The sequence below is a fragment of the Specibacter cremeus genome (genome assembly GCF_003946885.1).
In the GTDB taxonomy this organism is placed as follows: domain Bacteria; phylum Actinomycetota; class Actinomycetes; order Actinomycetales; family Micrococcaceae; genus Specibacter; species Specibacter cremeus.
Window position 1 is genome coordinate 44,696 of the sequence record NZ_RWKQ01000006.1, and the last position, 24,417, is coordinate 69,112.

The window sequence follows — 24,417 nt, forward strand, 5'->3', positions numbered from 1 at the left end:
GCTTTCCGACCCGGCCCTGCCGCCCCGGGCGCGCCGCCGGCTGTACCTGTGGTCCCTGATCCTCGTGGTCGTCGGCGCCGCCCTGTTCCTCACCGACGTGGTCGCCGTGCGGTCCGGCACGGGCCTGGCCGCCTGGGACCAGCCCGTGCATGACTGGTTCGTGGGCGTCCGCTCGGGCCCGGCCACGCCCCTGTGGATCGCCATCACCACGATCTCCTCACCCACCTACCTGACCGTCATCGGCATCGCCTTCGCCGTCGTCTGGGCGTGGCGGAGCCGGGAGCTGTGGCGCCCGGGCCTGCTGATGGCGGCCATGGTCGTCACGGTCGGTGTCTCCTACGTCATCAAGCACGCCATCGCCCGTCCCCGCCCGGACGCCGCCTTCTTCATGATGGGCCCCGACGACTCGCTGTCCTTCCCGTCCGGGCACACTCTCGGCGCCGCCGTGTTCCTGCTCGTGCTGGCGTACCTCATGCTCTCGCGCCACAGTACGGCGGTGCGCCGGGCAACCCTGGTGATCGCCGTCGTCGTGCTTGTCCCCGCGGTGGCGGCGAGCCGGCTCTACCTGGGCTACCACTGGCTGACGGATGTCACCGGGTCCGTGGTCCTGGCCATCGCCCTGTTGGGCGTCATGATGGCGGTGGACACGTGGCGGCCGCTTCAAAAATGGTCCAGCGGGCCAGATGCCATGACAGGACGGCACGTCCAGCAGGTGGCGGCGGAAGCGCCGACGCACTCCGGTGAACCAGTCGCGCCGCCGTGGCACGAGTCGCCGCGGGCAGCAGGTCGCTCCGTGACGCCAGGGCCAGATAACGGCACAGGATCCCCGTGAACAGGTTGCCGTCGCCGCCCTCGTGGAGCACCAGCGGCCGCGTGCCGTCGGCGCGCGTCAGGTGATGGTCGACGGCGGCGATCACCGCCGACGCGTCGGTCACCATCTGCGGGTGGCCCAGGGCCAGTAGTGCGGCGACCGCGGGGCCCTGGTTGTACGTGTAGAGCGGGCGTTCGACGGCGTGGTCGGCCGGGTGGATGCCGTCCAGGTACAGGCCGGTCACGGGGTCGCGCAGCGTGGTCCCCAGCCAGTTCAGGAGCGCCGCGGCCCGGGCCGGCTCCCCGGTGCGGGCGAAGAACAGCGCGGCCGGGCCGTTCACGGGCGTGTTCTTGTAGTCCCGTTTCCGCGACCAGTACAGGCCCCCGCCCAGGACGTCGTCGTGGGCGGCCAGCAATTGGCGGCGCAGCGTCGCCACGGCCCGTACCGCCGGGCGGTGCGGGTGGCCCGTGGCGGCCAGGCTGAACAGGTTCAGCCGGTCCGCGGCCAGCGCCAGCCAGGCCATGTCGTCGAAATACGCGTTGCGGAGGGTGCCGAGGTTGCGCAGCCGGATGCCGCGCAGCAACGCGCCCGCCCGGGCCAGTTCCGGTTCCCAGTGACCGCCGTCCCGGAGTTTGCGACCTCCGGCGTCGAGGACCGCATCCAGGTAGTGCGCCTGCCACCAGTAGTGCCAGGGCGTCCGCGGGCTGGGGGCCGGGCGTTCCGCGGCGCCCAGCCACGTGGCCGGAAGCCCCAGGATGCGGTGGCCGAACCGGGCGTGGACGTCGGCGCCGGCCCGGTCGGCTGCATCCGCCCACGCCGCCGCCCCGGCCGCCGCCGAAGAGCCATCCGGGTCGCGTGCCATGCGCCCAGCGTAGTGCCCGGCCACCCGCGGAACCACGGAACGTGACGTTCAGTTAGCCAGCATTAACACGCCCCGGACGTGATCCATGGCATAGTGGTGCCCGGAAATCGTCGTGCTGCCCGAACGGCACACACCGGGTGCCGCGGCGCCCTCAATGAGGAGGACACATGGAGCTTGCCAACACCGCCACCGTCGCGCTCATCACCGGCGGGGCCTCCGGCCTGGGCGCCGCGACGGCGCGCCGCCTGCATGCGGCCGGTGCCGCCGTCGTTCTCGTCGACCTGCCGCAATCCCCTGCGGGAGAACTTGCCGGGGAGCTGGCCGGGGAACTGGGGGAGCGCGCCGTGTTCGCGCCCGCCGACGTCACGAACGAGGACCAGGTCCGCGCCGCCGTCGCGGCCGCCGCAGACCTGGGAACCCTGCGCATCGTCGTCAACTGCGCCGGCGTCGCCACGCCCGGCAAGGTGATCGGCCGCGACGGCGTGCTGCCCCTGGACGCGTTCAACAAGGTCATCCAGATCAACCTGGTCGGCACGTTCAACGTGGTCCGGCTGGCCGCCGAGGCCATGGCCGCCGCCGAGCCGCTCGCCGGCGAATTCGGCCCGGAGCGCGGTGTCATCGTGAACACGGCGTCGGTGGCGGCGTTCGACGGGCAGATCGGCCAGCCCGCCTACGCCGCCTCCAAGGGCGCCGTCGCGGCCATGACGCTGCCGCTGGCGCGCGAGTTCGCCCGCTCGCTGATCCGTGTCGTCACCATCGCCCCCGGCATCTTCGAGACGCCCATGATGGCCGGCCTGCCGCAGGCCGCGCAGGATTCGCTCGGCGCCCAGGTGCCGCACCCGTCGCGGCTGGGCAAGCCGGCCGAATACGCGGCGCTGGTGGAGCACATCGTGGCCAATGCCATGCTCAACGGCGAGACCATCCGCCTCGACGGCGCCATCCGCATGCAGCCCAAGTAGGCCCTCGTGGCGAATCTTGAATCACTGCCGCCGGCGGACTTCTACGACTACGAATCCCTGCTCAGCGGGCCGGAACGGGCCAAGCTGGCGCAGCTGCGCGAGTTCCTTGCCGCGGAGGTGCTCCCGCACGCCGTCCACTGGTGGAACGACGCCGAGTTCCCCGCCCACATCCTGCCGAAGCTGGCCGCCCTGGAGCTCTCCGCCCCGGACCGCGGCCGGTTCAGCCACCTGTTCTCCGGGCTGGTCGTGGCGGAGATGACCCGGGCCGACACGTCGCTGGCCACGTTCTTCCTGGTCCACCATGACCTGTTCGTCCAGGCGCTGCACGACTTCGGCACGGCCGAGCAGAAGGCGCGGGTGCTGCCCGACGCGCTGGCGTTGCGCAGCACGGGCGCGTTCGCGTTGACCGAGCCGGAGCACGGCAGCGATGTTGCCGGCGGCATGGTCACCACGGCGCGGCGGGTGGAGGACGACGGCGGCGTCCACTGGGTGGTCAACGGTGCCAAGCGCTGGATCGGCAACGGCACGTTCTGTGACCACATGCTGCTGTGGGCCCGGGACGCGGACACGAGGCAGGTCCGTGGTTTCATCCTGGACGCCACCCTGCCCGGGGTGACGCGGACGAAGATCGAGCACAAGATCGCGCTGCGCACCGTGCAGAACGCGCACATCGAACTGGACAACGTGCGCATCGCGGAGCGGGACAGGTTCGCCGGCATCGGCTCGTTCGGCGACACGAACAAGCTGCTGCTCGGCTCCCGCATCTCCGTGGCCTGGCAGGCCGTCGGCCAGCAGCTGGCCGCCTTCGACGTGGCCCGCGCCTATGCGCTCGAGCGCCTGCAGTTCGGCCGGCCGCTGGCCCGCTTCCAGCTCATCCAGGGCCAGCTGGTGAAGATGCTGGGCAACGCCACGGCGTCGCTGGGCATGATGGTGCGCATCGCCGGATTGCAGGATCGGGGCGGGGAGGCCGACGCCACCATGGGGCAGGTGGCGTTGGCCAAGGCGCACACCACCGCGGCCATGCGCGAGACCGTGGCCCTGGGCCGGTCCATCCTGGGCGGCAACGGCATCGTCACGGACTTTGCGATGGCGAAGATCTTCGCCGACGCCGAGGCCATCCTCACGTACGAGGGCTCACACGAGATCAACACGCTCATCGCCGGCCGCGCCATCACCGGCGTCTCGGCGATCGTCTGATGTCGGTGATTGAGCCTGTCGAAACTTGCGGTGGTCGAGCCTGTCGAGACCCGCGGTGGTCGAGCCTGTCGAGACCGTTGATTTCGACAGGCTCAATCACCGACGGGCTCAATCACCGACGGGCTCAGTCACCGACCCGCGGGTCGCGCTCGCCGGCCTCGACGGGCACGGTGACCGCATTGCCCGGCACCGGGGCCGGGCACGTGCCGAAGTCGGTGAACGCGCTCGGGTAGTTGATGGTCCGGTTGAAGTCGACGACGACGCTGCCGTCCGGGCGCGGCCGGGCCAGTTCCAGCTTGCGCCAGTGCGACGTGGTCACGTTGTTGGTCGGGTCGGAGAACGTCAGGATCAGGGAGCCCAGTGCACCCTCTTCGGCGGCGAGCCGGTGCGTCCCACCGCCCAGATCGAACACCACATCACCCACCAGCGTGGTCCGGCCGGGCACGCCTTGGTGGGCCGTGTCGATGGCCACCGTGCGCGGTTCCGGATAGCGCTCGAACCGGCCGGTGAGCACCAGCGCCGGGTCGTAGACGAACGTGGGCACCCCGGTGAAGCCCGTGAGCACGGGTGAGGCGCTGTCACGGGTGCGGATCAGGTACCGGTCCGCGCGCATGGCCAGCTCGACGACGATCGAGCCATGCCGGACCCACATCAGCGATTCCTCGTCGGCCAGCGTCGCCGTCAGCGTTCCGGTTACCGCGGAACCATCGGCCACCAGCGTGAGTCCGTCGTGCGCGCCCGCGGTGAGCGTCGCCGTCGTGCCATCCGTACTCCACAGCCCGGGCACCAGGTCCAGGGGTGCGGGCGTTTCGGGCAGCCACTGGAACGACGTCAGCGTCAGCCAGCCGTGGTCGGTGGCCAGTGCCGCGTCGCGGTTGGTCCGGAAACGGTTCCAACGCTGGGTTTGCGCGTCGGCGGTCGTGGCGGTGTCGGTGCGCCCTGTCATGATGCTCCTTACGGGACCGGACACCGTGCGGTGCCCTCCCGGTCGGCACAACGGGGTGCCGGGAACGGTTATTCCCCCGATTCCCCGGACGGGTCGTGCCCGCCGCCGTGGTGACAGAATGTGAGGGTGCCAGGCAACGAGAATCTGAACAAGGACATGGCCCGGTTTGGGCTCGGCAAGGCGACCCGGCTGGACGCGGACGCCGTGGAGCTCACGCTCGAACGTGACTATGCCGCGCCCCCGGAGGCCGTTTGGGCCATGCTGACCGAGCCGGAGAAGACGGTCATGTGGTGGGCGATGGTGCGGGGGATGCCCCGGACGGGGTCGTCGTTCGACCTCCGGTGGCTCAACGTGAAGGACCTCGGCACCGACCTGGACTGGTGGTACGGGCGCGTCATCGAGGCCGACGCCCCGCACGTGTGGGAGATCTCCAACGCCATGCACGGACGCATCCGCGCGGAGCTCACCCCCGTGCGGTTGCCCGAGGGCCCCGGCACGCACCTCGTGTTCCGCAACGTCATCTCGGTGCCCGAGGAGGTGGTGCTGCGCTCGCTGGCCGGCTGGCACGTGCATCTGGACCACCTGCAGGAGGCGTTGGAGGGCAGGAGCGTCGACTGGCCGCACTGGTGGGAGGACTTCTACCCGAGCTGGGAGACCATCCACGCCGCCTACCTGGCCGACCGTGCCTGAGCGGGGCAGCCGGCCCGCGCCGCGCGCGGACGAGGAGACGTACCTGCGCCGCGACGTCCGGCGCGTCAGCACGCTACTGGGTGAGTCGCTGGTGCGCCAGTGCGGGCCCGGGCTGTTGGCCATGGTGGAACAGGTGCGCCTGCTGACGAAGGAATCCAAGGAGGCCGCCCGGGGGGAAAGCGGCACCGGCCCCTGGACCGCGTTCGACGTGGCCGAACAGGTACGCGAGGTGCTCGCCGAGCTGCCACTGGACCAGGCCACCGACCTGGTCCGGGCCTTCGCGTTCTACTTCCACCTGGCCAACGCCGCCGAACAGGTCCACCGGGTCCGCGGCCTGCGCAACCGCCGCGACGGGGGCGGCTGGCTGGCCCGGGCCGTGGCCGACATCGCCGAACACGCCGGCCCGGACGCGCTGCGTGACGTCGTGGAGCGGCTGGATGTGCGGCCCGTGTTCACGGCGCACCCGACCGAGGCGTCGCGCCGGTCCGTGCTGGACAAGCTGCGCACGCTCTGCGCGATCCTGGCCACGCCGACCCGGGAGGGGACCACCGCACGGACCCGGCAGGACCGGGCCATGGCGGAGATCATCGACCAGATGTGGCAGACGGACGAGCTGCGCAAGGAACGGCCCCGCCCGCAGGACGAGGCCCGCAACGCCATCTACTACCTGCGCCACATCTTCACCGACGCGCTGCCCGACGTGCTGACCGAACTGGGCGAGCTGCTGGACCGGCACGGGGTGGCGCTGGCCGTGGACGCCGCGCCCGTGCATTTCGGCACGTGGATCGGCGGTGACCGCGAGGGCAATCCCAGTGTGACGCCCGAGGTGACCTGGGAGGTGATCAACCTGCAGCACCAGGCCGCCATCTCCCTGGCGTTGGCCCTGGTCGACGAGCTGCTGTCCGTGCTGTCCAATTCGAGCACGCTGGCAGGCGCGGACCCGGCTCTGCGGGCGTCGATCGCCGCGGACCTGGCCCGGCTGCCCGGCATCGATCCGCGCGTGCGCCGGCTCAACGCGACCGAGCCGTACCGGCTCAAGCTCACGTGCATCAAGGCCAAGTTGCTGAACACGCGCCGGCGGGCCGAGGCGGACGGCTGGCACGAGCCCGGACGCGACTACGGCTCGGTCGGCGAATTCGTGGCCGACCTGGCCCTGCTCGAAGCCTCGCTGCGCCACAACAAGGCGGAACTGGCCGCGGACGGGGCCCTCGCCGCGGTGCGCCGTGCCATCGCCGCCTCCGGGCTGCACCTGGCGACCCTCGACATCCGCGACCATGCCGACCGGCACCATGCCGCCGTCGGACAACTTTACGACAGGCTCGGCGAGTTGGGGCGGCCCTACGCGGCGCTCGACCGGGACGAGCGGTTCGCCGTGCTGGCCGCCGAACTGGCCAGCCGCCGCCCGCTGTCCGGCCACCCGATCAGTCTCGACGGCGTCGCCGACGGCACCTATGACGTGTTCCGGGTGATCCGCCGGGCGCTGCGCACGTTCGGCCCCGGCGTCGTGGGCAGCTACATCATCTCCATGGCCCGGGGCGCCGACGACGTGCTGGCGGCGGCCGTGCTGGCCCGTGAGGCCGGCCTCGTCTCCCTGCACGGCGACAACCGTCACGCCAAGATCGGCTTCGTCCCGCAGCTGGAGACCGTGGCCGAGCTGCAATCGTCCGGGCGGATCATCGACGCGCTGCTCGCCGACCCGTCCTACCGCGAACTCGTCCGGCTGCGCGGGGACGTCCAGGAGGTGCTGCTCGGGTATTCCGGGTCGAACAAGGAATCCGGCGTCACGACGTCGCAGTGGGAGATCCACAAGGCGCAGCGCGCGCTGCGCGACGTGGCGCTCAAGCACGGCGTCCGGGTGCGGCTGTTCCACGGGCGCGGCGGGTCGGTGGGGCGCGGCGGGGGTCCCACGTACGATTCCATCCTGGCCCAGCCGAACGGCGTGCTCGAGGGCGCCATCAAGTTCACCGAGCAGGGCGAGGTCATCAGCGACAAATACTCGCTGCCGGAATTGGCGCGCGAGAACCTGGAACTGTCGCTGGCGGCCGTCATGCAGGCGTCCGCGCTGCACCGGACGCCGCGCCACACCGAGGACGACGTGGTCCGGTTCGGCGTGGTCATGGATGTCATCTCCGACGCCGCCCACACCGCCTACCGTGCCCTGGTGGACGACCCCGACCTGCCCGGCTACTTCCTGGCGTCCACGCCGGTGGAGCAGCTGGCCAGCCTGAACATCGGCTCGCACCCGGGCGGGCAGGTCGGTTTCGGCCCGGGGCTGCGGGACATGCGCACCATCCCGTGGGTGTTCGGGTGGACGCAATCACGCCAGATCGTGCCCGGCTGGTTCGGTGTCGGGTCCGGGCTGCGCGCGGCCCGCGAGGACGGCCGGGAGCGGGAGATGCGCGAGATGATCGAGCACTGGCATTTCTTCAGTTCCCTGCTCTCCAACGTGGAGATGACACTGGCCAAGACGGACATGGACATCGCGGCCCACTACGTCGGGACGCTGGTGCCGGCGCCGTTGCAGCACGTGTTCGCCACGATCCGGGCCGAGTTCGACGTCACCGTCGCCGAGGTGCGGCTGCTGACGGGGGAGACCCAGCTGCTGGACCGCCAGCCGCAGCTCAAGCGCTCCCTTGACGTGCGCGACCAGTACCTGGACCCGATCTCCTACCTGCAGGTGGAGTTGCTGCGCCGCATCCGCGCCGAAAGGTCGGCCGCCATCGCGGTGGGGGACGCGGAGGTGGATGAGCGGCTGCAGCGGGCCATGCTGATCACCATCAACGGCGTCGCGGCCGGCATGCGCAACACCGGGTAGTCGCCGCCCCTGGCCGGTCCGGTGGTCGAGCCCGTCGAGGCCCGCGGGGCCCTCGCGCTCGTGGGCCCAGCGGTCGAGCTCGTCGGTCCGGTGGTCGAGCTCGTCGGTGGTCGAGCTTGTCGGTGGTCGAGCTTGTCGGTGGTCGAGCTTGTCGAGACCCGGGACATGCTCAATCACCGGGCCACGTAAACTTGCCTGATGCCGTCGTTCCGCGCCTCCCTCCAGATCACGGGCCTGCGCCCCGGGCACGCGCCGGAGGAGGTCATGGACACGGCCGTCGCCGTGGTCGGCTCCGCGCACGTCGTGGAGGCGAACCAGCTGGACATCGTGGCCGGGGTGCCGCGCATCACCGTGCGCTTCATGGTGGAGGCGAGCGAGTACGACGGCGAGAACGCCGCTGCGCGTGACGCCGCGGCCAACATGCGCCACGGTGTCGACCGCATCGCCACGACCGGTGCGCTGCGGGTGTTCCGCCGCTCGGCCGGCAAGTGGCTGCCGCTGTAGCCGCCCGCAGCCCAACTATGACGCAGTAAGTGCTGATAATCCGCGGATTCTCAGCACTTACTGCGTCATAGTTGGGAATGCCGAGAGGCGTAAGCGGGAGTCGAAGCGTGCCGGGCGGCCGCTGAGCGGGTCGGTGAATTCGATGCTCTTGGCCAGCAGCTGCAGCGGTTTCGTGTAATCGTCCGGCGTCTCCGGCAACAGCACCGGGTAGAACGGGTCATTGACGATGCCGATGCCCTGGGCGGCCAGGTGCACGCGCAGCTGGTGCGTCTTGCCGGTGTGCGGGGACAGCCGGTACCGCCCAACCCGCCCCGCCGCGCCGTCGGCCGTGTCCACCAGCTCGATGCGGGTCTCCGCATTCGGCTCGCCCTCCACCTCCTGCGCCAGCAGGTACGTGCGCGACTTGACCATGCGGCTGCGCACCGTCAGCGGAAATTGGAGCTCCGGACGAACGCCGGCGACGGCCTCATACGTCTTTTGAACCCGGCGCCTTTCGAACAGCAACTGGTAGGCGCCGCGGGTGTCCGGGTTGGCGGAGAACAACAGGACGCCGGCCGTCATGCGGTCCAGCCGGTGGATGGGGACCAGATCCGGCATATCCAGCATGACGCGCAGGCGCACAAGAGCCGACTCCTGGACGTACATGCCGCCGGGCGTCGTGGGCAGAAAGTGCGGCTTGTCCACGACGACCAGGTGCTCGTCGCGGTGCAGCACGCCCAGCTCGACCGGCAGCCGCGCCTCGACCGGCAGTTCCCGGTAGTACCAGATGAACGTGTGCTCGTTCAGCGGGGTGTCCGGGGTGACCACGTCGCCGCCGAGCGCCTTGACCTCGCCGCGCCGGAAACGGTCCACGATCCCGTCCCGGTCCACGTGGTTGAAGCGTTCCAGCACATACTCCATGGCCGTGGCCCACGGGCCCGCCGCCGGCATGCGCATGCGGGTCGCGTTGACGCCGTTGCGTACCGGCAGGGGGGACTTCATCACCCTTCAAGGGTACCGGCGGTTCCCGGGGCCGCTGCCGGCTCGCCGTCACATGGCCGCTGAACCGGGCGCCGTGTCGGTGCCCGTGGATATGATCGGTCGCATGACTGATTTGGGGGACAATCTGGCAGTGTGGCATGGCGCGAGCGAGAGCGTGGAGGGCGTCCCGGCGATCCGGGCCGAGCACGTGCAGGCCTGGCGGGACTGGTTGTCGGCGAACAGCTATACGGTCCCAGAGATCTGGTTGATCATCCACGACCGGGGTGCCGGCACGCCGAGCGTCGGCTTCCATGACGCGATCGAGCATGCGCTGTGTTTCGGCTGGGTGGACAGCAGGGCCGTCCGGCGCGATCACGACAGCGTGTACGTGGCATTCGCGCCACGGCATCCGTCGACCGTGTGGGGCCCGGCCAGCCGGCGCCGCGCCGAACGCATGATCGAGGCCGGCCTGATGCGCCCGCCCGGCCAGCACCTCATCGACCAGGCCAGGGCGGCCGGCACGTGGGAAGCACCCAAGGACGCCCGGGCCCGATCCTGACTCGCCGCCGTTACGACACCGGCTGGCAGCGCGGGCAGTAGTAGATGTCGCGGGCCGGGCGGGCCGGCACGGCCGGGTCGCCCAGGGTGGCGTGCCGGATGATGCTCCCGCACCGCTTGCACGGCCGGCCCGCCAGCCGGTACACCCACAGCGCCCCGTCGCCGCGGGATGGGCCGCCCGTGGTGCTGCGCACGGCCCGGTCCTTGTTGGCCTCGAGCAGGCGTTTGGCCAGTTCGACCATTCGCACCAGGTCCGGTACCGCACCGACGGGCGTGGCCGGGTGCACACCACCCAGGAAGCACAGCTCGCTGCGGTAGATGTTGCCGATCCCGGCCAGGTTCCGCTGGTCCAGCAGGGCCAGGCCGATGGGCCGGGCGGGATCTTGCCGCAGCCGGCGCAGCGCCTCGGCCGGATACCAGTCAGGTCCCAGCAGATCCGGACCCAGCCGGCCGACGACGTCGTCCAGCCGCGTCGCCGGCACCACCTCGAGCGTCGCCAGCGAAAAACCGACGACGACGGCCCGTTCCGTCCGCAGCACGGCGCGCGCCGTGTGCGCCGGCCGCCGCCAGCGCGGTGCTGGGTCACCGGTCGGGTAAATGTGCCAGATGCCGTCCATGCCCAGGTGCGAATGGATGACCACGCCAGCGGAAACGTCCATGAGCAGGTGCTTGCCGTGCGCCCGGACGCCCTCCACAACCCGCCCGGCCAGGTCCACGGCGGCCAGCGATGGCACACGGAAATCCGACCGGGCCAGCCGTTCCCCGGCCAGCGCCCGGTGCAGGTCCCGGGCCTGGCGCCACACGGTGTCCCCCTCAGGCACCGGATCCCCTCGGGACTGGACTATGCACGGAACTATGCACGGATCCGCAACCCCCGCGGCGTGCTGTAGGCGCCGGCGGCCTGCAGCGCCGCCGCGACCGGCGTGCCCAGCAGGTCCACGCCGTTGACCTTCTCCATGGCCAGCTTGTCCACGCCGCCGCGCAGCACGACGCGGACCAGGGCCCCGGCCGCCAGGGCGAGCGGGCCGTCGTCGTCCGTGAAACACAGCAGCGTCTTGCCGCCGCGCTCCACATACAGCACCAGCGCCCCGTCCACCAGTGCCACGAGCGCGCCCGCCTTCCGGCCCGGCCGGTGCCCGACGTCCAGGACCGGCCACGGCAGTGCCGCCCCGTACGGGTTCGCCGGGTCGGTCGCCGCCAGCACCACGGCCTGCGGCGGGCGCGGGTTGGCGGCGGCGTCCGCGGCGAACGAGCGCAGCCTGTCGACCGTGGCCGGAACGGCGAACTGTGCGGCGCCCAGGTGCTCGATGAAGTACCCGCGCCGGCACCGGCCGGCCTCCTCCAGCCGGGCCAACACCTTGTACATGAGCCCGAAACCGCCCGGCACGCCCTGGCTCATGACCGATCCGCGCGTGACCACCCCGTACCGGTCCAGCAGCAGTTCGGCCAGCGCGGCGGAGTGTTCCGCCACCTGCAATGAGGCCCCGTGCGCCGATGCCGGGGTCGACTCCGGCAGCGGCAGCGCGCTCCACCGCCCGGCGGCCAGCGGCGGCGTGGCGCGCCCGGGCGCGGCCCGCCCGGGCAGCCCGCCGTACCGTCCGGACCGGCCGGGGCGCAGCCGTGGCGGCGTGGGCCGCTGCCGGTGCGAGGTGTGCCCGCCGGCCAGCAGCGCCCGGACCGGGGCGAACGTGTCATTGCCGGCGCGCCCCGCCCAGAACAGGTCCCACAGCGCGGTGGTCAGCTCGTCGTCGGAGGGCAGGATGTCCGGGGCGTCGGCCACGAGTTCGCGCAATTGGTGGAAGAAGTACGCGCCGCCGCCGGCCAGCCGGTCCAGCAGCCTGCGCTGCAGTTCGGTGGGCGTGAAGTCCGCCGCCTGGGCCAGCGTCAGCGCGGCGGACTCCGCCGCGTGCAGCGCCACCCAGCCGTCATTGCCGGGAATCGGGCCCGCCCCGGACGCGATGACCTCGCCGGAGGCCATCAGCTCGTCCAGTAGGCCGGGCGCATAGCCGGCCACGCGCGCGGCCAGCACCAGCGGTTCCCACGCCGAGGCCGGGATCGGCACGCCCGCCAGCTGGTCCACGACCGCCAGCACGCCGTCCACCCCGCGCAGGGCCGGCGCCCCGGACACGGCCGCCACGTTCTGCCAGGCGGGCAGGAACCGGCCGAACGTGGCGGCATCCACCGGCTCCACCTCGGCCCGCAGGGCGGCCAGCGACCGGTTGCGCAGCCGCCGCAGCACGCCGACGTCGCACCATTCGCCGCCCGCCTCCCGATCCCCCAGCAGTTCGGGGGGAAGGAAATCTCCCTCGACCACGCGCCGGTCCGCGGCCAGCCGGGCCAGCCCCGAGCGGACGACGGCGATGCCCAGTCCCAGCCGCAGCGCGGCCGCCGCCGCGGTGAACGGCCCGTGGGTGCGGGCGTACCGGCCCAACAGGTCCCCGAGCGGGTCCGGAACGGGTTCGATGAACGCCGACGGCACGCCCATGGGCAGCGGGATCCCGAGCGCGTCGCGCAGCCGGGACGCGTCCTCGATCGCGGCGAACCGCGCCTCACCGGCCATGTTCACGCGCAGGGCGCGGTGCGCGCGGACCAGCCGGTCCAGGTGCGCCGCGGCCACGTCCGGCCACGCGTGCGCCGCGGTACCAGCGACACCGGGCGGCCCGCCGTCGTCCGTGGCCGCGGCACCTGCGACACCACGCTCCGGTTCCGCGACCTCCGACTCCAGCCGGGCGGCGACCTCGTCCACGGTCAGCGGGCCGAGCAGCCGCAGCAGGTCGGCGACGCCCTCCAACCCGCGGGCGCGCCGGCCCGGGGCCAGCCACTGCAGCTGCGCCTCGGTCTCGACGATGACGCGCGGGTCCAGCAGTTCGCGCAACTCGGCCCGGCCCAGCAGTTCGTCCAGCAGCGCCGGGTCCAGCGACAGTGCGGCGGCGCGGCGTTCGGCCAGCGGCGAGTCGCCCTCGTACAGGAACGTGGCCACGTACCCGAACAGCAGGGCGCGGGCGAACGGGGACGGCTGGTTCGTGGTGGTCTCGACCAGGCGCAGCTCGCGCCGTTCGACGCCGGCCGCGAGGGCCTTCAGCGCGGGCAGGTCGTACACGTCCTGCAGGCATTCGCGCACGGTCTCGAGTACGATCGGGAACTGCGGGTACTTGCGCGCCACGTCCAGCAGCTGCGCCGAGCGTTGGCGCTGCTGCCACAGTGGCGACCGCTTGCCCGGGTTCTGCCGCGGCAGCAGTAGAGCCCGGGCCGCGCATTCGCGGAAACGGCTGGCGAACAGCGCTGAACCGCCCACCTCCGCCGTGACGATCGCGTCGAGCTCGTCGGGGGCGAACAGGAACAGCTCGGCGCCGGGCGGGTCGTCGTCCATCAGCGGCACACGCAGCACGATCCCGTCGTCGGAGGCCATCGCCGAACCGTCCAGCCCGTACCGCTCCTGCAGCCGGGCGCCCACGGCCAGGGCCCACGGCGCGTGCACCGGCATGCCGAACGGGCTGTGCAGGACGACACGCCAGTCGCCGAGCTCGTCGTGGAAGCGCTCCACCAGCAGCGTCCTGTCATCGGGCACGACGCCGGTGGCCGCCTTTTGCTCGTCAAGGTAGCCGAGCAGATTGTTGGCTGCCCAGTCGTCCAGCCCGGTGGCACGGCAGCGGGCCAGTGCGTCCTCGCGCGGGGCGGCCGCCACCTCCCGGGTGAACGCGCCGAGCGCCCGGCCGAGTTCCACCGGCCGGCCCAGTGAATCGCCCTTCCAGAACGGCAGTTTGCCCGGTTGCCCGAACGCGGGGGAGACGAGCACCCGGTCGAACGTGATGTCCTCGATCTTCCAGCTGGTGGCGCCCAGCGCGAAGACGTCGCCGACGCGGGACTCGTACACCATCTCCTCGTCGAGCTCGCCGACCCGGCGCCCTCCGGTGGTCGAGCTTGTCGAGACCGAGCCTCCGGTGGTCGAGCTTGTCGAGACCGAGACCCCGGGGTCCCCGACGATATACACGCCGAACAGGCCGCGGTCCGGGATGGTGCCGCCCGAGGTGACGGCCAGCCGTTGCGCGCCCGGACGCCCGGTGATGGTGCCGCCCACCCGGTCCCACACGATGCGCGGGCGCAGCTCGGCGAACTCGTCCGACGGGTAGCGGCCGGCCAGCAGGTCCAGCGTGGCGTCGAACGCGCTGCGCGGCAGGGCCGCGAACGGGGCGCTGCGCCGGACGGTGTCGAACCAGTCGTCCACGCCGATGCCGCCCAGCGCCGTGGCGGCCACGGTCTGCTGGGCCAGGATGTCCAGCGGGTTGGCGGGCACGGCGAGCGGTTCGATCTGCCCGGCCAGCATGCGCTCGACCGTCACGGTCGAATGCAGCAGGTCGGCCCGATGCTTGGGGAACAGCACACCCTGGGAAACCTCGTTGACCTGGTGCCCGGCCCGGCCCACCCGTTGCAGCCCGCTGGCCACCGACGGCGGCGACTCGACCTGGATGACCAGGTCCACGGCACCCATGTCGATGCCCAGCTCCAGGCTGGAGGTGGCGACCACGCAGCGCAGCCGGCCGGACTTCAGGTCGTCCTCGATGAGTGCCCGCTGTTCCTTGGACACCGAGCCGTGGTGCGCCTTGGCGAGCACATTCGGCGCGCCCGCGACCGACCCGGCCTGCGCCATCATCTCGGCGGGAAGCCGGGCCGCTGGTCGAGCTTGTCGAGACCCGTCCGCTGGTCGAGCTTGTCGAGACCCGTCCGCTGGTCGAGCTTGTCGAGACCCGTNAGGCTCAACCCCCGGGCCGGGCTCAACCGCCGCGGCCGCCAGCCGTTCGACGTAAATCTCGTTCAGACGGCCGGTCAGCCGTTCGGCCAGCCGGCGGGAGTTGGCGAAGATGATCGTTGAATTGTTCGCCAGGACCGCATCGACGATCCTCTCTTCCACATGCGGCCAGATGGACGCGTTGGGCGACAGGCCGGACGCCGGGCCGAGATCGTGCGCCGCGGCCAGTGCGGGCAGTTCGGTCATGTCCTCCACCGGCACCGTGACGGTCAGGTCCCAGTTCTTCGTGGTGGCCGGGGCCACGATCCGCACCGGGGCGGAGCCGCCCAGGAAGCGGGCCACGGTCTGGTGCGGCTCCACGGTGGCGGACAGGCCGATGCGCTGGGCCGGCGTCTCCAGCAGCGCGTCGAGGCGTTCCAGGGACACGGCGAGGTGGGCGCCGCGCTTCGTGCCGGCCACGGCGTGGACCTCGTCGATGATGACGGTGCGGACGCCGGCCAGGGTTTCGCGCGCCTTCGAGGTGAGCATGAGGAACAGGGACTCGGGGGTCGTGATGAGGATGTCCGGCGGGTGGCTGAGCAGCCGGCGCCGCTCCGCCGCCGGGGTGTCGCCGGAGCGCACGCCGACACTCGGCACGGGGGCGTCCACGCCCAGGCGTTTGGCCGTCTGGGTGATGCCGACCAGGGGCGCGCGCAGGTTGCGTTCCACATCCACGCCGAGCGCCTTCAACGGCGAGATGTACACGACGCTGGTGTGTCCGGGTTCCGGGGGCGCGCCGATCAGCCGGTCCAGCGTCCATAGGAACGCGGCCAGCGTCTTGCCGGAGCCGGTCGGTGCGATGACCAGCGAATGGGCGCCACCGGCGATTGACGCCCAGGCGCCGGCCTGCACCGGGGTCGGCGCGTCGAAGGCGCCGAGGAACCAGTCTCGCGTCGGGGCGGAAAACTGGCCCAGGGGGTCGGCGGCTGGGTTTGTGGGCACGGGACCATCATCCCGCACGGGTCCGACATTTGTCCGGTGCCGCCGGTGTGGTTCGAACACGGTCGCGGCCGTTGTAATCTAGCAAGCAGGAATGGCAATGGCGCCGTTGTGCTCCCGTGCCGATCACTCGCATGTTCACCGGGACCGCAATGGGCTGAGTATGGGATGGAGGGGGCGTGCGGGCACGGCACGTGGGGAACAACTGGCTACCCTTCCTTGGCTTGACGTTGCTCTTTTTGGCCGCCGGCGCCATCACGACGGTGACGAACAATTCCGGCTCGGTGCCGCGTTTCTTCGTCGTCGGCGCCATCATCTGGTCCGTCGTGTGCGCCGTCTGGTACTGGCGGAACCCGTCCTGGTGGCTGGCGCCCGCCCGCAACTACGCGTACCTGGCCGGCGGCACCGTGCTGGGTGTCTTGCTGCTGGCCCTGGTGCCGTTCCTGCGCGGCTGCGGGCCGTGGCTGGTGTTGGCCGCCGCCGTGATCGTGTACGGCGTGTGGGAGCGGACCCGGCTCATCGTCACCACCGGTGCCGTCCTGGCCGGGGCCGGGCTGCTGGCGTGGCTGGTCACGGCCGACGTGTGGGCCGGCGCGCTGCACCTGGTGTCCACGGTGGCGCTCGCGTTCGCCACGAACCGCCTGTACACGCTTAAATACGGCCGACGCCGTGAAAGCCAGAAGGCCGATCCCGGATTCATCGGCCGGTTCGAGGAGGTCGACGACGCCGGGGATTCGGCCTGGCGGTAGCCCGTCCCGCGGACAGCGGCGTTACGGCTGGAACGCCCCGATGGTCAGCAGCTTGATCCCGGTGTTGCTGCATGCCGTGAGCGGATGGGCGATGTACAACGAATCCGTGGCGCTGGGCGGGTAGACGCGGATTCCGTTGGCCTGCACCCGCGTGCAGTCCTGGTAGTTCCCGGCCTGGGTGTAGCGCAGCTGGGCCGCAGCACTATTGCCCGGCGCCAGCGTGATGGGACCCTTGGAGGGCAGGCTCGCGTCTCGGTCCGCCGGGGCGCCCAGCGGACCTCCCATGCCGGTGAGGACCAGGGAAACCCCCGGGTAGCCGTTGAGGAGGCAGGAGGCCCCGGACGTGTTCTTCACGATCAGCTTGAAATAGATGTGGCCGGCGGCGCCGCCGCCGGTGTCATCGACGCTGCCGGCCAGGTTCGCCGCCGTGCACAGCGGGGCCGCGGCGGTTCCTGTGGCCGGGCCCGTGCCGGTCGACTGGGCGGGCGTCGCGGTCTCCGCCGGAGTCGTCGGGGATTCGGCAGGGACGGTGCCGGTAGAGGTGGTTGTTGCCGTGTTCGACGCCGGCGCGCACCCGGCCAGCGCGAGGGCGAGCCCCGCGACGAGGATCGAGGCGGTCACTGCGGTCCGGTGGCGGGGGCTGCTCATGGCTTCACTCTTCCGCGTCCCGGCGGCACGCGTCAATTGCGCCACGCCGGGGTTTCCGGAGCTTGCGCCCCGCTGGCCGGAACCGCATGGCGGGGCCATCGTGGCATGCTGGTGGCCCAGTTGGCCAGGTATGGCACGTCTGGTGGTGATGACCGACGGCGGCCCGCGGGTTGTGTGGGCCGGTGGTCGAGACCATCGAGGCCCCGGGCGAACCGGTCCGTCGCCGTGCCCCCAGCCGGGGCAGGCCGGGCGTGTCCACGCCGTCGATGCCGTCCGGGAGTCCAACCAGGGCGCGGTTAAGCACCAAAACCGGGGGAAACTGGTGCTTAAGTGCGCCCTGGTTGGGCTGCGGGGCGGAGTGCGGGGTTATTTGGTGGGTGCAGACTTCCGGGTGCGCAGCAGCGCAGCGGCGCCCAGCACCAGCCCTGCCAGCCCGGCACCCAGGCCAATCCAGCCCGGGGCCTGGCTGCCGCCGTCGTGCGCGGAATCGGATACGGCCGCGGCGTCAACGGGGGCGGCGCCGTGCCCGTCATGGCCTCCGGCAACCGCGGCGGTCACGGCCACGCTCGGTGCCGGGGCCTTCATGTCCTCCTCGTTCTGCCCGGCGGCCGGGATGTCCTTCCAATCGGTCTGCCCCTTCACGCACGACTGCAGGGTCGGGAAATACAGCGTCTTGCCGGCCGCATCGGGCAGTTGGAGGGACAGCACGAACGTGTCGCGCTGGTGCGGGTCCAGCGGTGTCTTGGCGGTGTACGTGATGGCGCTCGTGCGCTCGGTGATGTAGCTGCCGCCGGCCAGTTTCTTCGGCGCGCCCAGCTTCTCGGTGGTCTTGGCGATGGTCCAGTTCGGGTTGACCGTCGGGGTGGCGTCGTTGAGTTCCGGCGGCAGCGTGATGGTCAGCTTCGTGGTGGGCGAACCGTCGCAGCCGTGCGGGACGCTGAACGTCAGCAGGGAGTAGGAGTTCGCGGCGGTCGAATCGGGATTCGCTTCGACGTGGGCCGACGCCGCGCCCAGGCCGACGCCCATCAGGGCGGCGGTGGCGCCGAGGGCCAAACCGGCCTTCAGCACGCGGGTACGGCGGGACGGGGTGCTTGTTGATGCAGACATGAGGAACCTTTCGGGCGCGTGGAGGCGCCGCAATCCATGGGTGGGACACCCCGCGGATTGGCCCGGAGGGTGTTAGACGGCGTGGATCGCGGTGAGCGGCGGGCCGCGCAGGCCGTTGATGCGCAGGCTGCGCCACGGCAGGAATGGGCGCGCCGCCGGTACCGGCCGGGGGCGGAATGCCGCCGGGAGCGGGACCGTGGCCAGTGCGGCGATGAACAGCGGGCGCAGCCAACCGGCCAAGGCCCACAGCGCCGCCTCGCCCCGGGCGAGCACGACCGCGGCCAGCAGCGTTGCGGCCGTGTGCGCGGCGATCATCGCCAGCGACGGGCCGCCGCCCATATGGGCTGCGTCCTGCAAGGCTGCGTTGTGCAAGGTTGCGGCCTGAAGTGTGGCGGCGGAGCCCAGTGCGGCGGCCATCTCGGCGGCCGAGTGCATGGCATGCGGGCCCGCCGGCATGGCGGAACCGGCCGCGGGCGCGCCGAGCAGGTCGAAACCCTGGTGCAGCGCCAGCTGGCTGGCACCGAGCAGCCCGGTCATCGCCGGGAGCGTGATCCGGGCCAGCGTGGCCATGGTGGCCCCGAGAATGGTCAACGCCGTGAGCGCCGCCATGATGAGCGGGGCGGGCAGTGCGCCGCCGCCGAGCACGTGCGCACCGGCGGCCAGCACCAGCACCGTGCCCGCAATGGCGCCGGCCCGGAGCAGCCGGAAGGGCGAGGCCTGCCTGCGCATGGTCGCTCCTCCCAGTCCATCGGTCGCCTCCCAGTGTATCGAGGGTGGGCGGCCGGTCCGAACCCCACCGCGGACGACGACGGCACGCGGCCGCCGCCGTCGTCCGCGGTTTGCGCCGCGGGTGCCTCGGGCGGCGCCCCTCAGGCGGCGGGCAGGTGGATGGTGAACCGGGTGCGGCCGGGGCGGCTCTCCAGTTCGATGGTGCCGTGGTGGGCGGTGACGATCGCCTCGGCGATACCCAACCCCAGCCCCGTGGTGCCGGCCGTGCCGGAGCGGGCGGCGTCGGCGCGGGCGAACCGGTCGAACACGACCTGCTGGAACGCCGGGTCGATGCCGGGGCCGTTGTCGGTGACCGTGATGACGGCGTCGCCCTGGTGACCGCGGGCCACGCCGACGACGACCAAAGTGCCCGGGTCGGTGTGCTTGTGCGCGTTCGAGAGAAGGTTCAGCACGACCTGGCGCAGCTGGCTCACGTCGGCGTTGACCTCGACGGGTTCGTCGGGCACCTCGAGCGTCCACCGGTGGTCCGGGGCGGCCACACGGATGTCGCTGGCCGCCTCGACGACGAGCTGGACGGCGTCGATGCGCTCCAGACTGGGCGAGTGCCCCTCGTCCAGCCGGGCCAGCAGCAGCAGGTCCTCGATGAGCGCGCCCATCCGCAACGACTGCTCCTTCACCCGGGACAGCGACGTCTGGCCCTCGTCGCTGAGCTGTTCGGTCATCTGCAGCAGCTCCGTGTAGCCGCGGATGGCCGTCAACGGGGTGCGCAGCTCGTGGCTGGCGTCGGCGACGAACCGGCGCACCTTCGTCTCGCTGCGCTGGCGGGCCTGCAACGCATGGGCGACGTTGTCCAGCATGCCGTTGAGCGCGTGCCCCACGTTGCCGACCTCGGTGCCCGGGTTCGACGCGCTCGGCGGGACGCGCACGGCCAGCGCCACCTCGCCGGCATCCAGCGGCAGATGGGCCACGTTCGTGGCGACGCCGGAGAGCTGCTCCAACGGTTTCATGGTACGCCGGATGATGACCGTGCCCAGCAGGCCCACGGCCAGCAGCCCGGCGAGCGAGACGAGCACGATGGTCAGCACGAGCGTGGCCAACGTCTGCTCGGTGGGCCCCAGCGGCAGGCCGGTGATGACGATGGCACCCGTCGGTGTCGCGACCGACTGGACCCGGTATGGGCCGATGGACAGGGCACCGTCTTGTGGCTGGCCGGTGACGGGCAGCGCGGCAAGCGTGACCAGGTCGGCCCGGGTGAGCGTCTGCCGGGCGCCGGACGGGGAGAGCATGCCGGCGGCGACGATCGTGCCGTTGATGATGACCGCGTTCAATTGCCCGGTGCCGGTGCCGCGGGCGTTGAGCGGGTCGGGGCGGCCGCCGGTCACGTCCGGGGGCGGTTCGGTGGTGAACACATTGGCCCGGTGCGAGGCCTGGCTCAACTGCGAATCCAGCTGGTCGCGCAGGGACAGGTTCATGGCCGTGTAGCAGACCATGCCGACAAGGACGCAGATGACCGTGAGCAGGGCCATCGTGACGGCGATCAGCCGCGTACCCAGGTGCCACGTGCCGGGACGGTACCAGCGTTTGCCCGCGACCGCCGTCGTGCCTTCCGGCCCTTCCGGCCTGCCTGCCGGATGGCCGGCCGGCGGCGATTGCGGCCCCCCGGATGGCGCGGATTTGGGCGGCGGGGGGATCGCCGGGCGGTGCGTGGACGCGGTCATGGCGCGGGCTTGAGCACGTAGCCTGCGCCACGGACGGTGTGGATCATCGGTTCGTGGTTGGCGTCGACCTTCTTGCGCAGGTAGGAGATGTACAGTTCGACGATGTTCGCCTGGCCGCCGAAGTCGTAGCTCCACACGCGGTCCAGGATCTGCGCCTTGCTGAGCACGCGGCGCGGGTTCTCCATGAGGTAGGTGAGCAGCTCGAATTCGGTGGCGGTCAACTCGATGTGCCTGCCGGCGCGCTTGACCACATGCGAGTCGCGGTTCAGCGACAGGTCGCCGACGACGAGCCGTGCGGCGTCCGGCTGGGTGACCCCGGCCCGTTCGGCGATCCGGTGCAGGCGCAGCAGCACCTCGGTCATGCTGAACGGCTTGATGACGTAATCGTCGCCGCCGGCCGTCAGCCCGATGACCCGGTCCGCGATGGCGTCCTTGGCCGTGAGGAACAGGGCCGGCACGTCGGGGGCGAACGTGCGGATCTTGCCGAGCAGCTGCACGCCGTCCATGCCGGGCAGCATGATGTCCAGGACCAGCACGTCGGGACGGTATTCGCGGGCGACCTTCACGGCGGTGAACGAATCGTGCGCCACCTTCACGTCCCAGCCGGCCATGGTCAGGCCCATGCGCATGAGGTCGGCGAGGCTGGGTTCGTCGTCGACGACGAGCGCCCTGACCGGGGAGCCGTCCGCGTGGCTCAGCTTGGGCAGGACGACCTTTTCACGTGGCTGTTCCATGTGACCATTATCTGGCCAAGGCGCGCCGAGCGGCTGGACATATCCTGTGCGGATGCTGTGTTGCCCTTGGTGGTGGGATCGGGTGATCGATTCCCGGGGAATCCCGGCTGCCGTCAGGCAAAGGATCCCCGCCGAGCGCATGCTCGACGGGGATCCTTTGTGGAGGTGGCGGTGACGGTGGGATTTGAACCCACGTTAGGCTCTCACCTAAACAACATTTCGAGTGTTGCACCTTCGGCCGCTCGGACACGTCACCAACGCGTCAACCTTACCGGGTGAACGGGCCAGTGCAAAAACGGGGCAGGATGATGCCATGGACATTGAGACGCTGCGCGCGTGGAGCTGGCACAAGCAGGGTTTGGACGGCTCGCTGGCAAGGAATTCCGCGGCCGAGGTCTTGGACCGGGCGGGCTGGGCGCGGTCCGTGGGCGGCGCCAATCCCTACCTCACACTGTTTGCCCGGGCCGGCATCCGGGGCGCGCAGGCCGATGCCGACGTCGCCGCCCTGCGGATCCACGAGCTGCCCACCGCCAGGGGCTGCACGTACGTGCTGGGCGCCGACGACTTCGCCTGGGCGCTGTCACTGGGCCAGGGGGCGGCCGAGGCCCAGGCGAAAATCCTGCACAAACTGGGTGTGACGCGGGAAGAAATCGCGAGCCTGGAGGAACAAATCCTGGCCGTGCTCCGCGAAGACGCCGGCCCGCTCGATCCCAAACAGCTCAAGGACCAACTGGGCGACGCCGTCCGCAGCCTGGGGGAGGAGGGCAAGAAGAAGGGCGCCGCCACCACCCTGCCCGCCGCCTTGGGGCTGCTGCAGGCCGGGGGCCGCATCCGCCGCGTGCCCGTCAACGGCCGGCTCGACCAGCAGCGCTACGCCTACACGGCGTGGAACCTGGCACCCAGCGATCTCACCCCCGAACAGGCCCGGGCCCGGCTCATGGAACGCCACCTCGGCTGGACGGGCGGCGCCACGCTCAAGCAGACCCAGTGGTTCACGGCGTTCACGGTGGCCCAGACCAAGGCCGTGCTCGCGGACGCGGGCGCCGTCGAGGCCCACGGCTTGTGGATGCTACCCGAAGACGCCGCAGCACTTGAGGGGTTCAGGGCCCCCGCGGAGGAACAGATCCAGCTGTTGGCGGGCTCGGACTCACTCGTCCTGCTCCGCCGCAATTCCCAGGAACTGTTCGCCGGGAAGGACCAGGACCGGAAGATCCTCAGCACCACCCTGGCACTCCAGGCCGACCTGCCGGACCATCCGATCCTGGACCGTGGCCGCATCATCGGCCTGTGGCAGTATGACCCGGAAGCGGAACGCATCGCGCACTGGCTCTTCGACGCCCCCACCCCGGCCGTCACGGCGCGCATTGAAGAGGTGGAAGACTTCATTCGCGAAGACTTGGGCGACTTCCGCTCATTCAGCCTCGATTCGCCGTCGTCCCGGGCCAAGCGCATCGCGGCACTCAATGGCGCCAACAATTAGCGCCGACAACCAGGGACGGGGCCTGGCCGCTACCGCTGGGCGGCGAAGAAGTCCCGCAGCAGCGCCCCGCACTCGTCCTCGCGCACGCCGGGGAACACCTCGACCCAGTGGTTGAGCCGCCGCTCGCGCAGCACGTCGAACACGGACCCGGCCGCGCCCGCCTTCTCGTCCCATGCGCCGAACACCACCCGGGGCACGCGGGCCAGCACGATCGCCCCGGCGCACATGGTGCACGGTTCCAGCGTGACCACCAGGGTGCAGCCGTCCAGCCGCCACGACCCCAGCGCCCGTGCGGCCGCCCGGATCGCCACCACTTCGGCGTGCGCGGTGGGATCGCCCACCGCCTCGCGTTCGTTGCGGCCGGTGCCGATCACCTGCCCGTCGGGACCGACGACGACGGCCCCGATCGGCACGTCGGCGGTGTCCAGGGCACGCCTGGCCTCACCAAGGGCCAACCCCATCCAGGCATCGTGTGCGGGGCGGGGAGTCGGTAGGGGGGCCACGGCTCAATGGTAGCTTTTATGCATGCGCGTACTGGTTGTCGACCATCCCCTGGTAGCCCACAAACTCACCGTCCTGCGGGACAAGAACACCCCGTCCCCGGTGTTCCGGCAGCTCACCGAGGAACTCGTCACCCTGCTTGCCTATGAGGCCACCCGGGAGGTCCGGGTCGAGCAGGTCGCCATCGAGACGCCGGTCACCGCCACCACCGGCACGGGCCTGGTCAAGCCGACGCCGCTCGTGGTGCCGATCCTGCGCGCCGGCCTGGGCATGCTCGAGGGCATGACCCGGTTGCTGCCCACCGCCGAGGTCGGGTTCCTGGGCATGGCCCGCAACGAGGAAACCCTCGAGGCAATCACCTATGCCGAACGCCTGCCCGACGACCTGACCGGCCGCCAGGTCTACGTGCTCGATCCGATGCTCGCCACCGGCGGCACGCTGATCGAGGCCATCAGGTTCCTGTTCGACCGTGGCGCCGCCGACATCACTTGCATCTGCCTGCTGGCCGCGCCAGAGGGCCTGGCGAAGCTGCGTGCCGCCCATGAAGGCAACAACGTCCACGTGGTCCTGGCCTCGATCGACGAGGGCCTGAACGAGAACGCCTACATCGTCCCGGGTCTGGGCGACGCCGGCGACCGGTTGTACGGCGTCGTCGACTGACCCGGCCCTACTGTTCCGGGTCTCGACAGGCTCGACCACCGGTGGTCGAGCCTGTCGAGACCCG

At 71.3% G+C, this 24,417-nt stretch carries 20 protein-coding genes, 1 tRNA gene and 1 pseudogene; 10 read left to right on the forward strand and 12 right to left on the reverse strand.

Translation table 11 applies throughout. The features are described 5' to 3' along the window. Nucleotides 1-313 precede the first annotated feature (313 nt). A pseudogene (locus EJC77_RS20910) lies at nucleotides 314-589 on the forward strand (phosphatase PAP2 family protein); the annotation flags it as partial. A gap of 40 nt (nucleotides 590-629) precedes the next feature. Here EJC77_RS20910 and EJC77_RS03430 read toward each other — a convergent pair. Further along, nucleotides 630-1,673: a glycoside hydrolase family 76 protein gene (locus EJC77_RS03430; protein WP_125610173.1), complete on the reverse strand. Its 1,044-nt coding sequence runs from the start codon at nucleotides 1,671-1,673 to the stop codon at nucleotides 630-632. A 167-nt stretch (nucleotides 1,674-1,840) separates the two neighbouring features. Between EJC77_RS03430 and EJC77_RS03435 the strand changes: the two genes are divergently transcribed. Both EJC77_RS03435 and EJC77_RS03440 read left to right on the forward strand, forming a co-directional pair. Then, on the forward strand, nucleotides 1,841-2,632 hold the full coding sequence (locus tag EJC77_RS03435; RefSeq protein ID WP_125610174.1) for an SDR family NAD(P)-dependent oxidoreductase: 792 nt from the start codon (nucleotides 1,841-1,843) through the stop codon (nucleotides 2,630-2,632). A gap of 6 nt (nucleotides 2,633-2,638) precedes the next feature. Continuing rightward, the gene (locus EJC77_RS03440) at nucleotides 2,639-3,829 is read left to right on the forward strand and encodes an acyl-CoA dehydrogenase family protein (RefSeq protein ID WP_125610175.1); all 1,191 of its coding nucleotides are present in this window, start codon (nucleotides 2,639-2,641) and stop codon (nucleotides 3,827-3,829) included. A 124-nt stretch (nucleotides 3,830-3,953) separates the two neighbouring features. Here the strand turns inward: EJC77_RS03440 and EJC77_RS03445 are convergent, their stop codons facing one another. Further along, nucleotides 3,954-4,775 carry a DUF1684 domain-containing protein gene (locus EJC77_RS03445; protein ID WP_125610176.1) on the reverse strand — a complete coding sequence of 274 codons (822 nt, stop codon included), beginning with the start codon at nucleotides 4,773-4,775 and terminating at the stop codon, nucleotides 3,954-3,956. 126 nt (nucleotides 4,776-4,901) lie between these two features. On the opposite strand from EJC77_RS03445, the gene EJC77_RS03450 reads away from it, so the two are divergent. The 3 genes from EJC77_RS03450 (at nucleotide 4,902) to EJC77_RS03460 (ending at nucleotide 8,784) form a co-directional block, all read left to right on the forward strand. Continuing rightward, on the forward strand, nucleotides 4,902-5,465 hold the full coding sequence (locus EJC77_RS03450) for an SRPBCC domain-containing protein (RefSeq protein WP_125610177.1): 564 nt from the start codon (nucleotides 4,902-4,904) through the stop codon (nucleotides 5,463-5,465). Continuing rightward, the gene (gene ppc, locus EJC77_RS03455; RefSeq protein WP_125610178.1) at nucleotides 5,458-8,280 is read left to right on the forward strand and encodes a phosphoenolpyruvate carboxylase; all 2,823 of its coding nucleotides are present in this window, start codon (nucleotides 5,458-5,460) and stop codon (nucleotides 8,278-8,280) included. The genes EJC77_RS03450 and ppc overlap by 8 nt, the downstream gene beginning before the upstream one ends. 198 nt (nucleotides 8,281-8,478) lie before the next feature. Further along, on the forward strand, nucleotides 8,479-8,784 hold the full coding sequence (locus tag EJC77_RS03460) for a hypothetical protein (protein WP_125610179.1): 306 nt from the start codon (nucleotides 8,479-8,481) through the stop codon (nucleotides 8,782-8,784). Between the two features lie 57 nt (nucleotides 8,785-8,841). Here EJC77_RS03460 and EJC77_RS03465 read toward each other — a convergent pair whose 3' ends face one another. Next, entirely contained in the window at nucleotides 8,842-9,765 is a 924-nt protein-coding gene (locus tag EJC77_RS03465; RefSeq protein WP_125610180.1) for an RluA family pseudouridine synthase, read from the reverse strand. A gap of 103 nt (nucleotides 9,766-9,868) precedes the next feature. On the opposite strand from EJC77_RS03465, the gene EJC77_RS03470 reads away from it, so the two are divergent. Then, entirely contained in the window at nucleotides 9,869-10,303 is a 435-nt protein-coding gene (locus EJC77_RS03470; protein WP_125610181.1) for a YdeI/OmpD-associated family protein, read from the forward strand. Nucleotides 10,304-10,313: 10 nt separating this feature from the next. Here the strand turns inward: EJC77_RS03470 and EJC77_RS03475 are convergent, their stop codons facing one another. Beyond that, complete coding sequence (locus EJC77_RS03475) at nucleotides 10,314-11,123, reverse strand: Fpg/Nei family DNA glycosylase (RefSeq protein WP_125610182.1); 810 nt, start codon at nucleotides 11,121-11,123, stop codon at nucleotides 10,314-10,316. A 32-nt stretch (nucleotides 11,124-11,155) separates the two neighbouring features. Further along, complete coding sequence (locus EJC77_RS03480) at nucleotides 11,156-16,048, reverse strand: Lhr family helicase (protein ID WP_420820293.1); 4,893 nt, start codon at nucleotides 16,046-16,048, stop codon at nucleotides 11,156-11,158. Between the two features lie 203 nt (nucleotides 16,049-16,251). Between EJC77_RS03480 and EJC77_RS03485 the strand changes: the two genes are divergently transcribed. After that, nucleotides 16,252-16,776: a hypothetical protein gene (locus tag EJC77_RS03485; RefSeq protein ID WP_125610184.1), complete on the forward strand. Its 525-nt coding sequence runs from the start codon at nucleotides 16,252-16,254 to the stop codon at nucleotides 16,774-16,776. Nucleotides 16,777-16,797: 21 nt separating this feature from the next. Here the strand turns inward: EJC77_RS03485 and EJC77_RS03490 are convergent, their stop codons facing one another. The 6 genes from EJC77_RS03490 to EJC77_RS03515 form a co-directional block, all read right to left on the reverse strand. Beyond that, on the reverse strand, nucleotides 16,798-17,424 hold the full coding sequence (locus EJC77_RS03490; protein WP_125610185.1) for a DUF4232 domain-containing protein: 627 nt from the start codon (nucleotides 17,422-17,424) through the stop codon (nucleotides 16,798-16,800). Nucleotides 17,425-17,790: 366 nt separating this feature from the next. After that, complete coding sequence (locus EJC77_RS03495; protein ID WP_125610186.1) at nucleotides 17,791-18,531, reverse strand: YcnI family copper-binding membrane protein; 741 nt, start codon at nucleotides 18,529-18,531, stop codon at nucleotides 17,791-17,793. 72 nt (nucleotides 18,532-18,603) lie between these two features. After that, nucleotides 18,604-19,260, reverse strand: coding sequence for a hypothetical protein (locus EJC77_RS03500; RefSeq protein WP_125610187.1), 657 nt, complete (start codon nucleotides 19,258-19,260; stop codon nucleotides 18,604-18,606). A gap of 140 nt (nucleotides 19,261-19,400) precedes the next feature. Further along, nucleotides 19,401-20,978, reverse strand: a complete 1,578-nt coding sequence (locus EJC77_RS03505; RefSeq protein WP_125610188.1) for a sensor histidine kinase — start codon at nucleotides 20,976-20,978, stop codon at nucleotides 19,401-19,403. Next, nucleotides 20,975-21,712, reverse strand: a complete 738-nt coding sequence (locus tag EJC77_RS03510) for a response regulator transcription factor (protein ID WP_125610189.1) — start codon at nucleotides 21,710-21,712, stop codon at nucleotides 20,975-20,977. The genes EJC77_RS03505 and EJC77_RS03510 overlap by 4 nt, the downstream gene beginning before the upstream one ends. A gap of 166 nt (nucleotides 21,713-21,878) precedes the next feature. Beyond that, nucleotides 21,879-21,968: transfer RNA gene (locus EJC77_RS03515), tRNA-Ser, on the reverse strand. A gap of 57 nt (nucleotides 21,969-22,025) precedes the next feature. Here EJC77_RS03515 and EJC77_RS03520 point away from each other — a divergent pair. Further along, on the forward strand, nucleotides 22,026-23,192 hold the full coding sequence (locus EJC77_RS03520) for a DNA glycosylase AlkZ-like family protein (RefSeq protein ID WP_125610190.1): 1,167 nt from the start codon (nucleotides 22,026-22,028) through the stop codon (nucleotides 23,190-23,192). 29 nt (nucleotides 23,193-23,221) lie between these two features. Here the strand turns inward: EJC77_RS03520 and tadA are convergent, their stop codons facing one another. Further along, nucleotides 23,222-23,695: a tRNA adenosine(34) deaminase TadA gene (gene tadA / locus EJC77_RS03525; protein ID WP_276309042.1), complete on the reverse strand. Its 474-nt coding sequence runs from the start codon at nucleotides 23,693-23,695 to the stop codon at nucleotides 23,222-23,224. 22 nt (nucleotides 23,696-23,717) lie between these two features. Between tadA and upp the strand changes: the two genes are divergently transcribed. Continuing rightward, nucleotides 23,718-24,353 carry a uracil phosphoribosyltransferase gene (gene upp, locus EJC77_RS03530; protein ID WP_125610192.1) on the forward strand — a complete coding sequence of 212 codons (636 nt, stop codon included), beginning with the start codon at nucleotides 23,718-23,720 and terminating at the stop codon, nucleotides 24,351-24,353. The last annotated feature ends 64 nt before the right edge of the window (nucleotides 24,354-24,417 follow it).

What these genes read in the sequence shown, in the direction of transcription:
- EJC77_RS03430 (WP_125610173.1), bottom strand. Translation starts at nt 1,673, where the DNA reads ATGGCACGCGACCCGGATGGCTCTTCGGCGGCGGCCGGGGCGGCGGCG.
- EJC77_RS03435 (WP_125610174.1), top strand. Translation starts at nt 1,841, where the DNA reads ATGGAGCTTGCCAACACCGCCACCGTCGCGCTCATCACCGGCGGGGCC.
- EJC77_RS03445 (WP_125610176.1), bottom strand. Translation starts at nt 4,775, where the DNA reads ATGACAGGGCGCACCGACACCGCCACGACCGCCGACGCGCAAACCCAG.
- EJC77_RS03460 (WP_125610179.1), top strand. Translation starts at nt 8,479, where the DNA reads ATGCCGTCGTTCCGCGCCTCCCTCCAGATCACGGGCCTGCGCCCCGGG.
- EJC77_RS03465 (WP_125610180.1), bottom strand. Translation starts at nt 9,765, where the DNA reads ATGAAGTCCCCCCTGCCGGTACGCAACGGCGTCAACGCGACCCGCATG.
- EJC77_RS03470 (WP_125610181.1), top strand. Translation starts at nt 9,869, where the DNA reads ATGACTGATTTGGGGGACAATCTGGCAGTGTGGCATGGCGCGAGCGAG.
- EJC77_RS03490 (WP_125610185.1), bottom strand. Translation starts at nt 17,424, where the DNA reads ATGAGCAGCCCCCGCCACCGGACCGCAGTGACCGCCTCGATCCTCGTC.
- EJC77_RS03495 (WP_125610186.1), bottom strand. Translation starts at nt 18,531, where the DNA reads ATGTCTGCATCAACAAGCACCCCGTCCCGCCGTACCCGCGTGCTGAAG.
- EJC77_RS03500 (WP_125610187.1), bottom strand. Translation starts at nt 19,260, where the DNA reads ATGCGCAGGCAGGCCTCGCCCTTCCGGCTGCTCCGGGCCGGCGCCATT.
- EJC77_RS03505 (WP_125610188.1), bottom strand. Translation starts at nt 20,978, where the DNA reads ATGACCGCGTCCACGCACCGCCCGGCGATCCCCCCGCCGCCCAAATCC.
- EJC77_RS03510 (WP_125610189.1), bottom strand. Translation starts at nt 21,712, where the DNA reads ATGGAACAGCCACGTGAAAAGGTCGTCCTGCCCAAGCTGAGCCACGCG.
- EJC77_RS03520 (WP_125610190.1), top strand. Translation starts at nt 22,026, where the DNA reads ATGGACATTGAGACGCTGCGCGCGTGGAGCTGGCACAAGCAGGGTTTG.
- upp (WP_125610192.1), top strand. Translation starts at nt 23,718, where the DNA reads ATGCGCGTACTGGTTGTCGACCATCCCCTGGTAGCCCACAAACTCACC.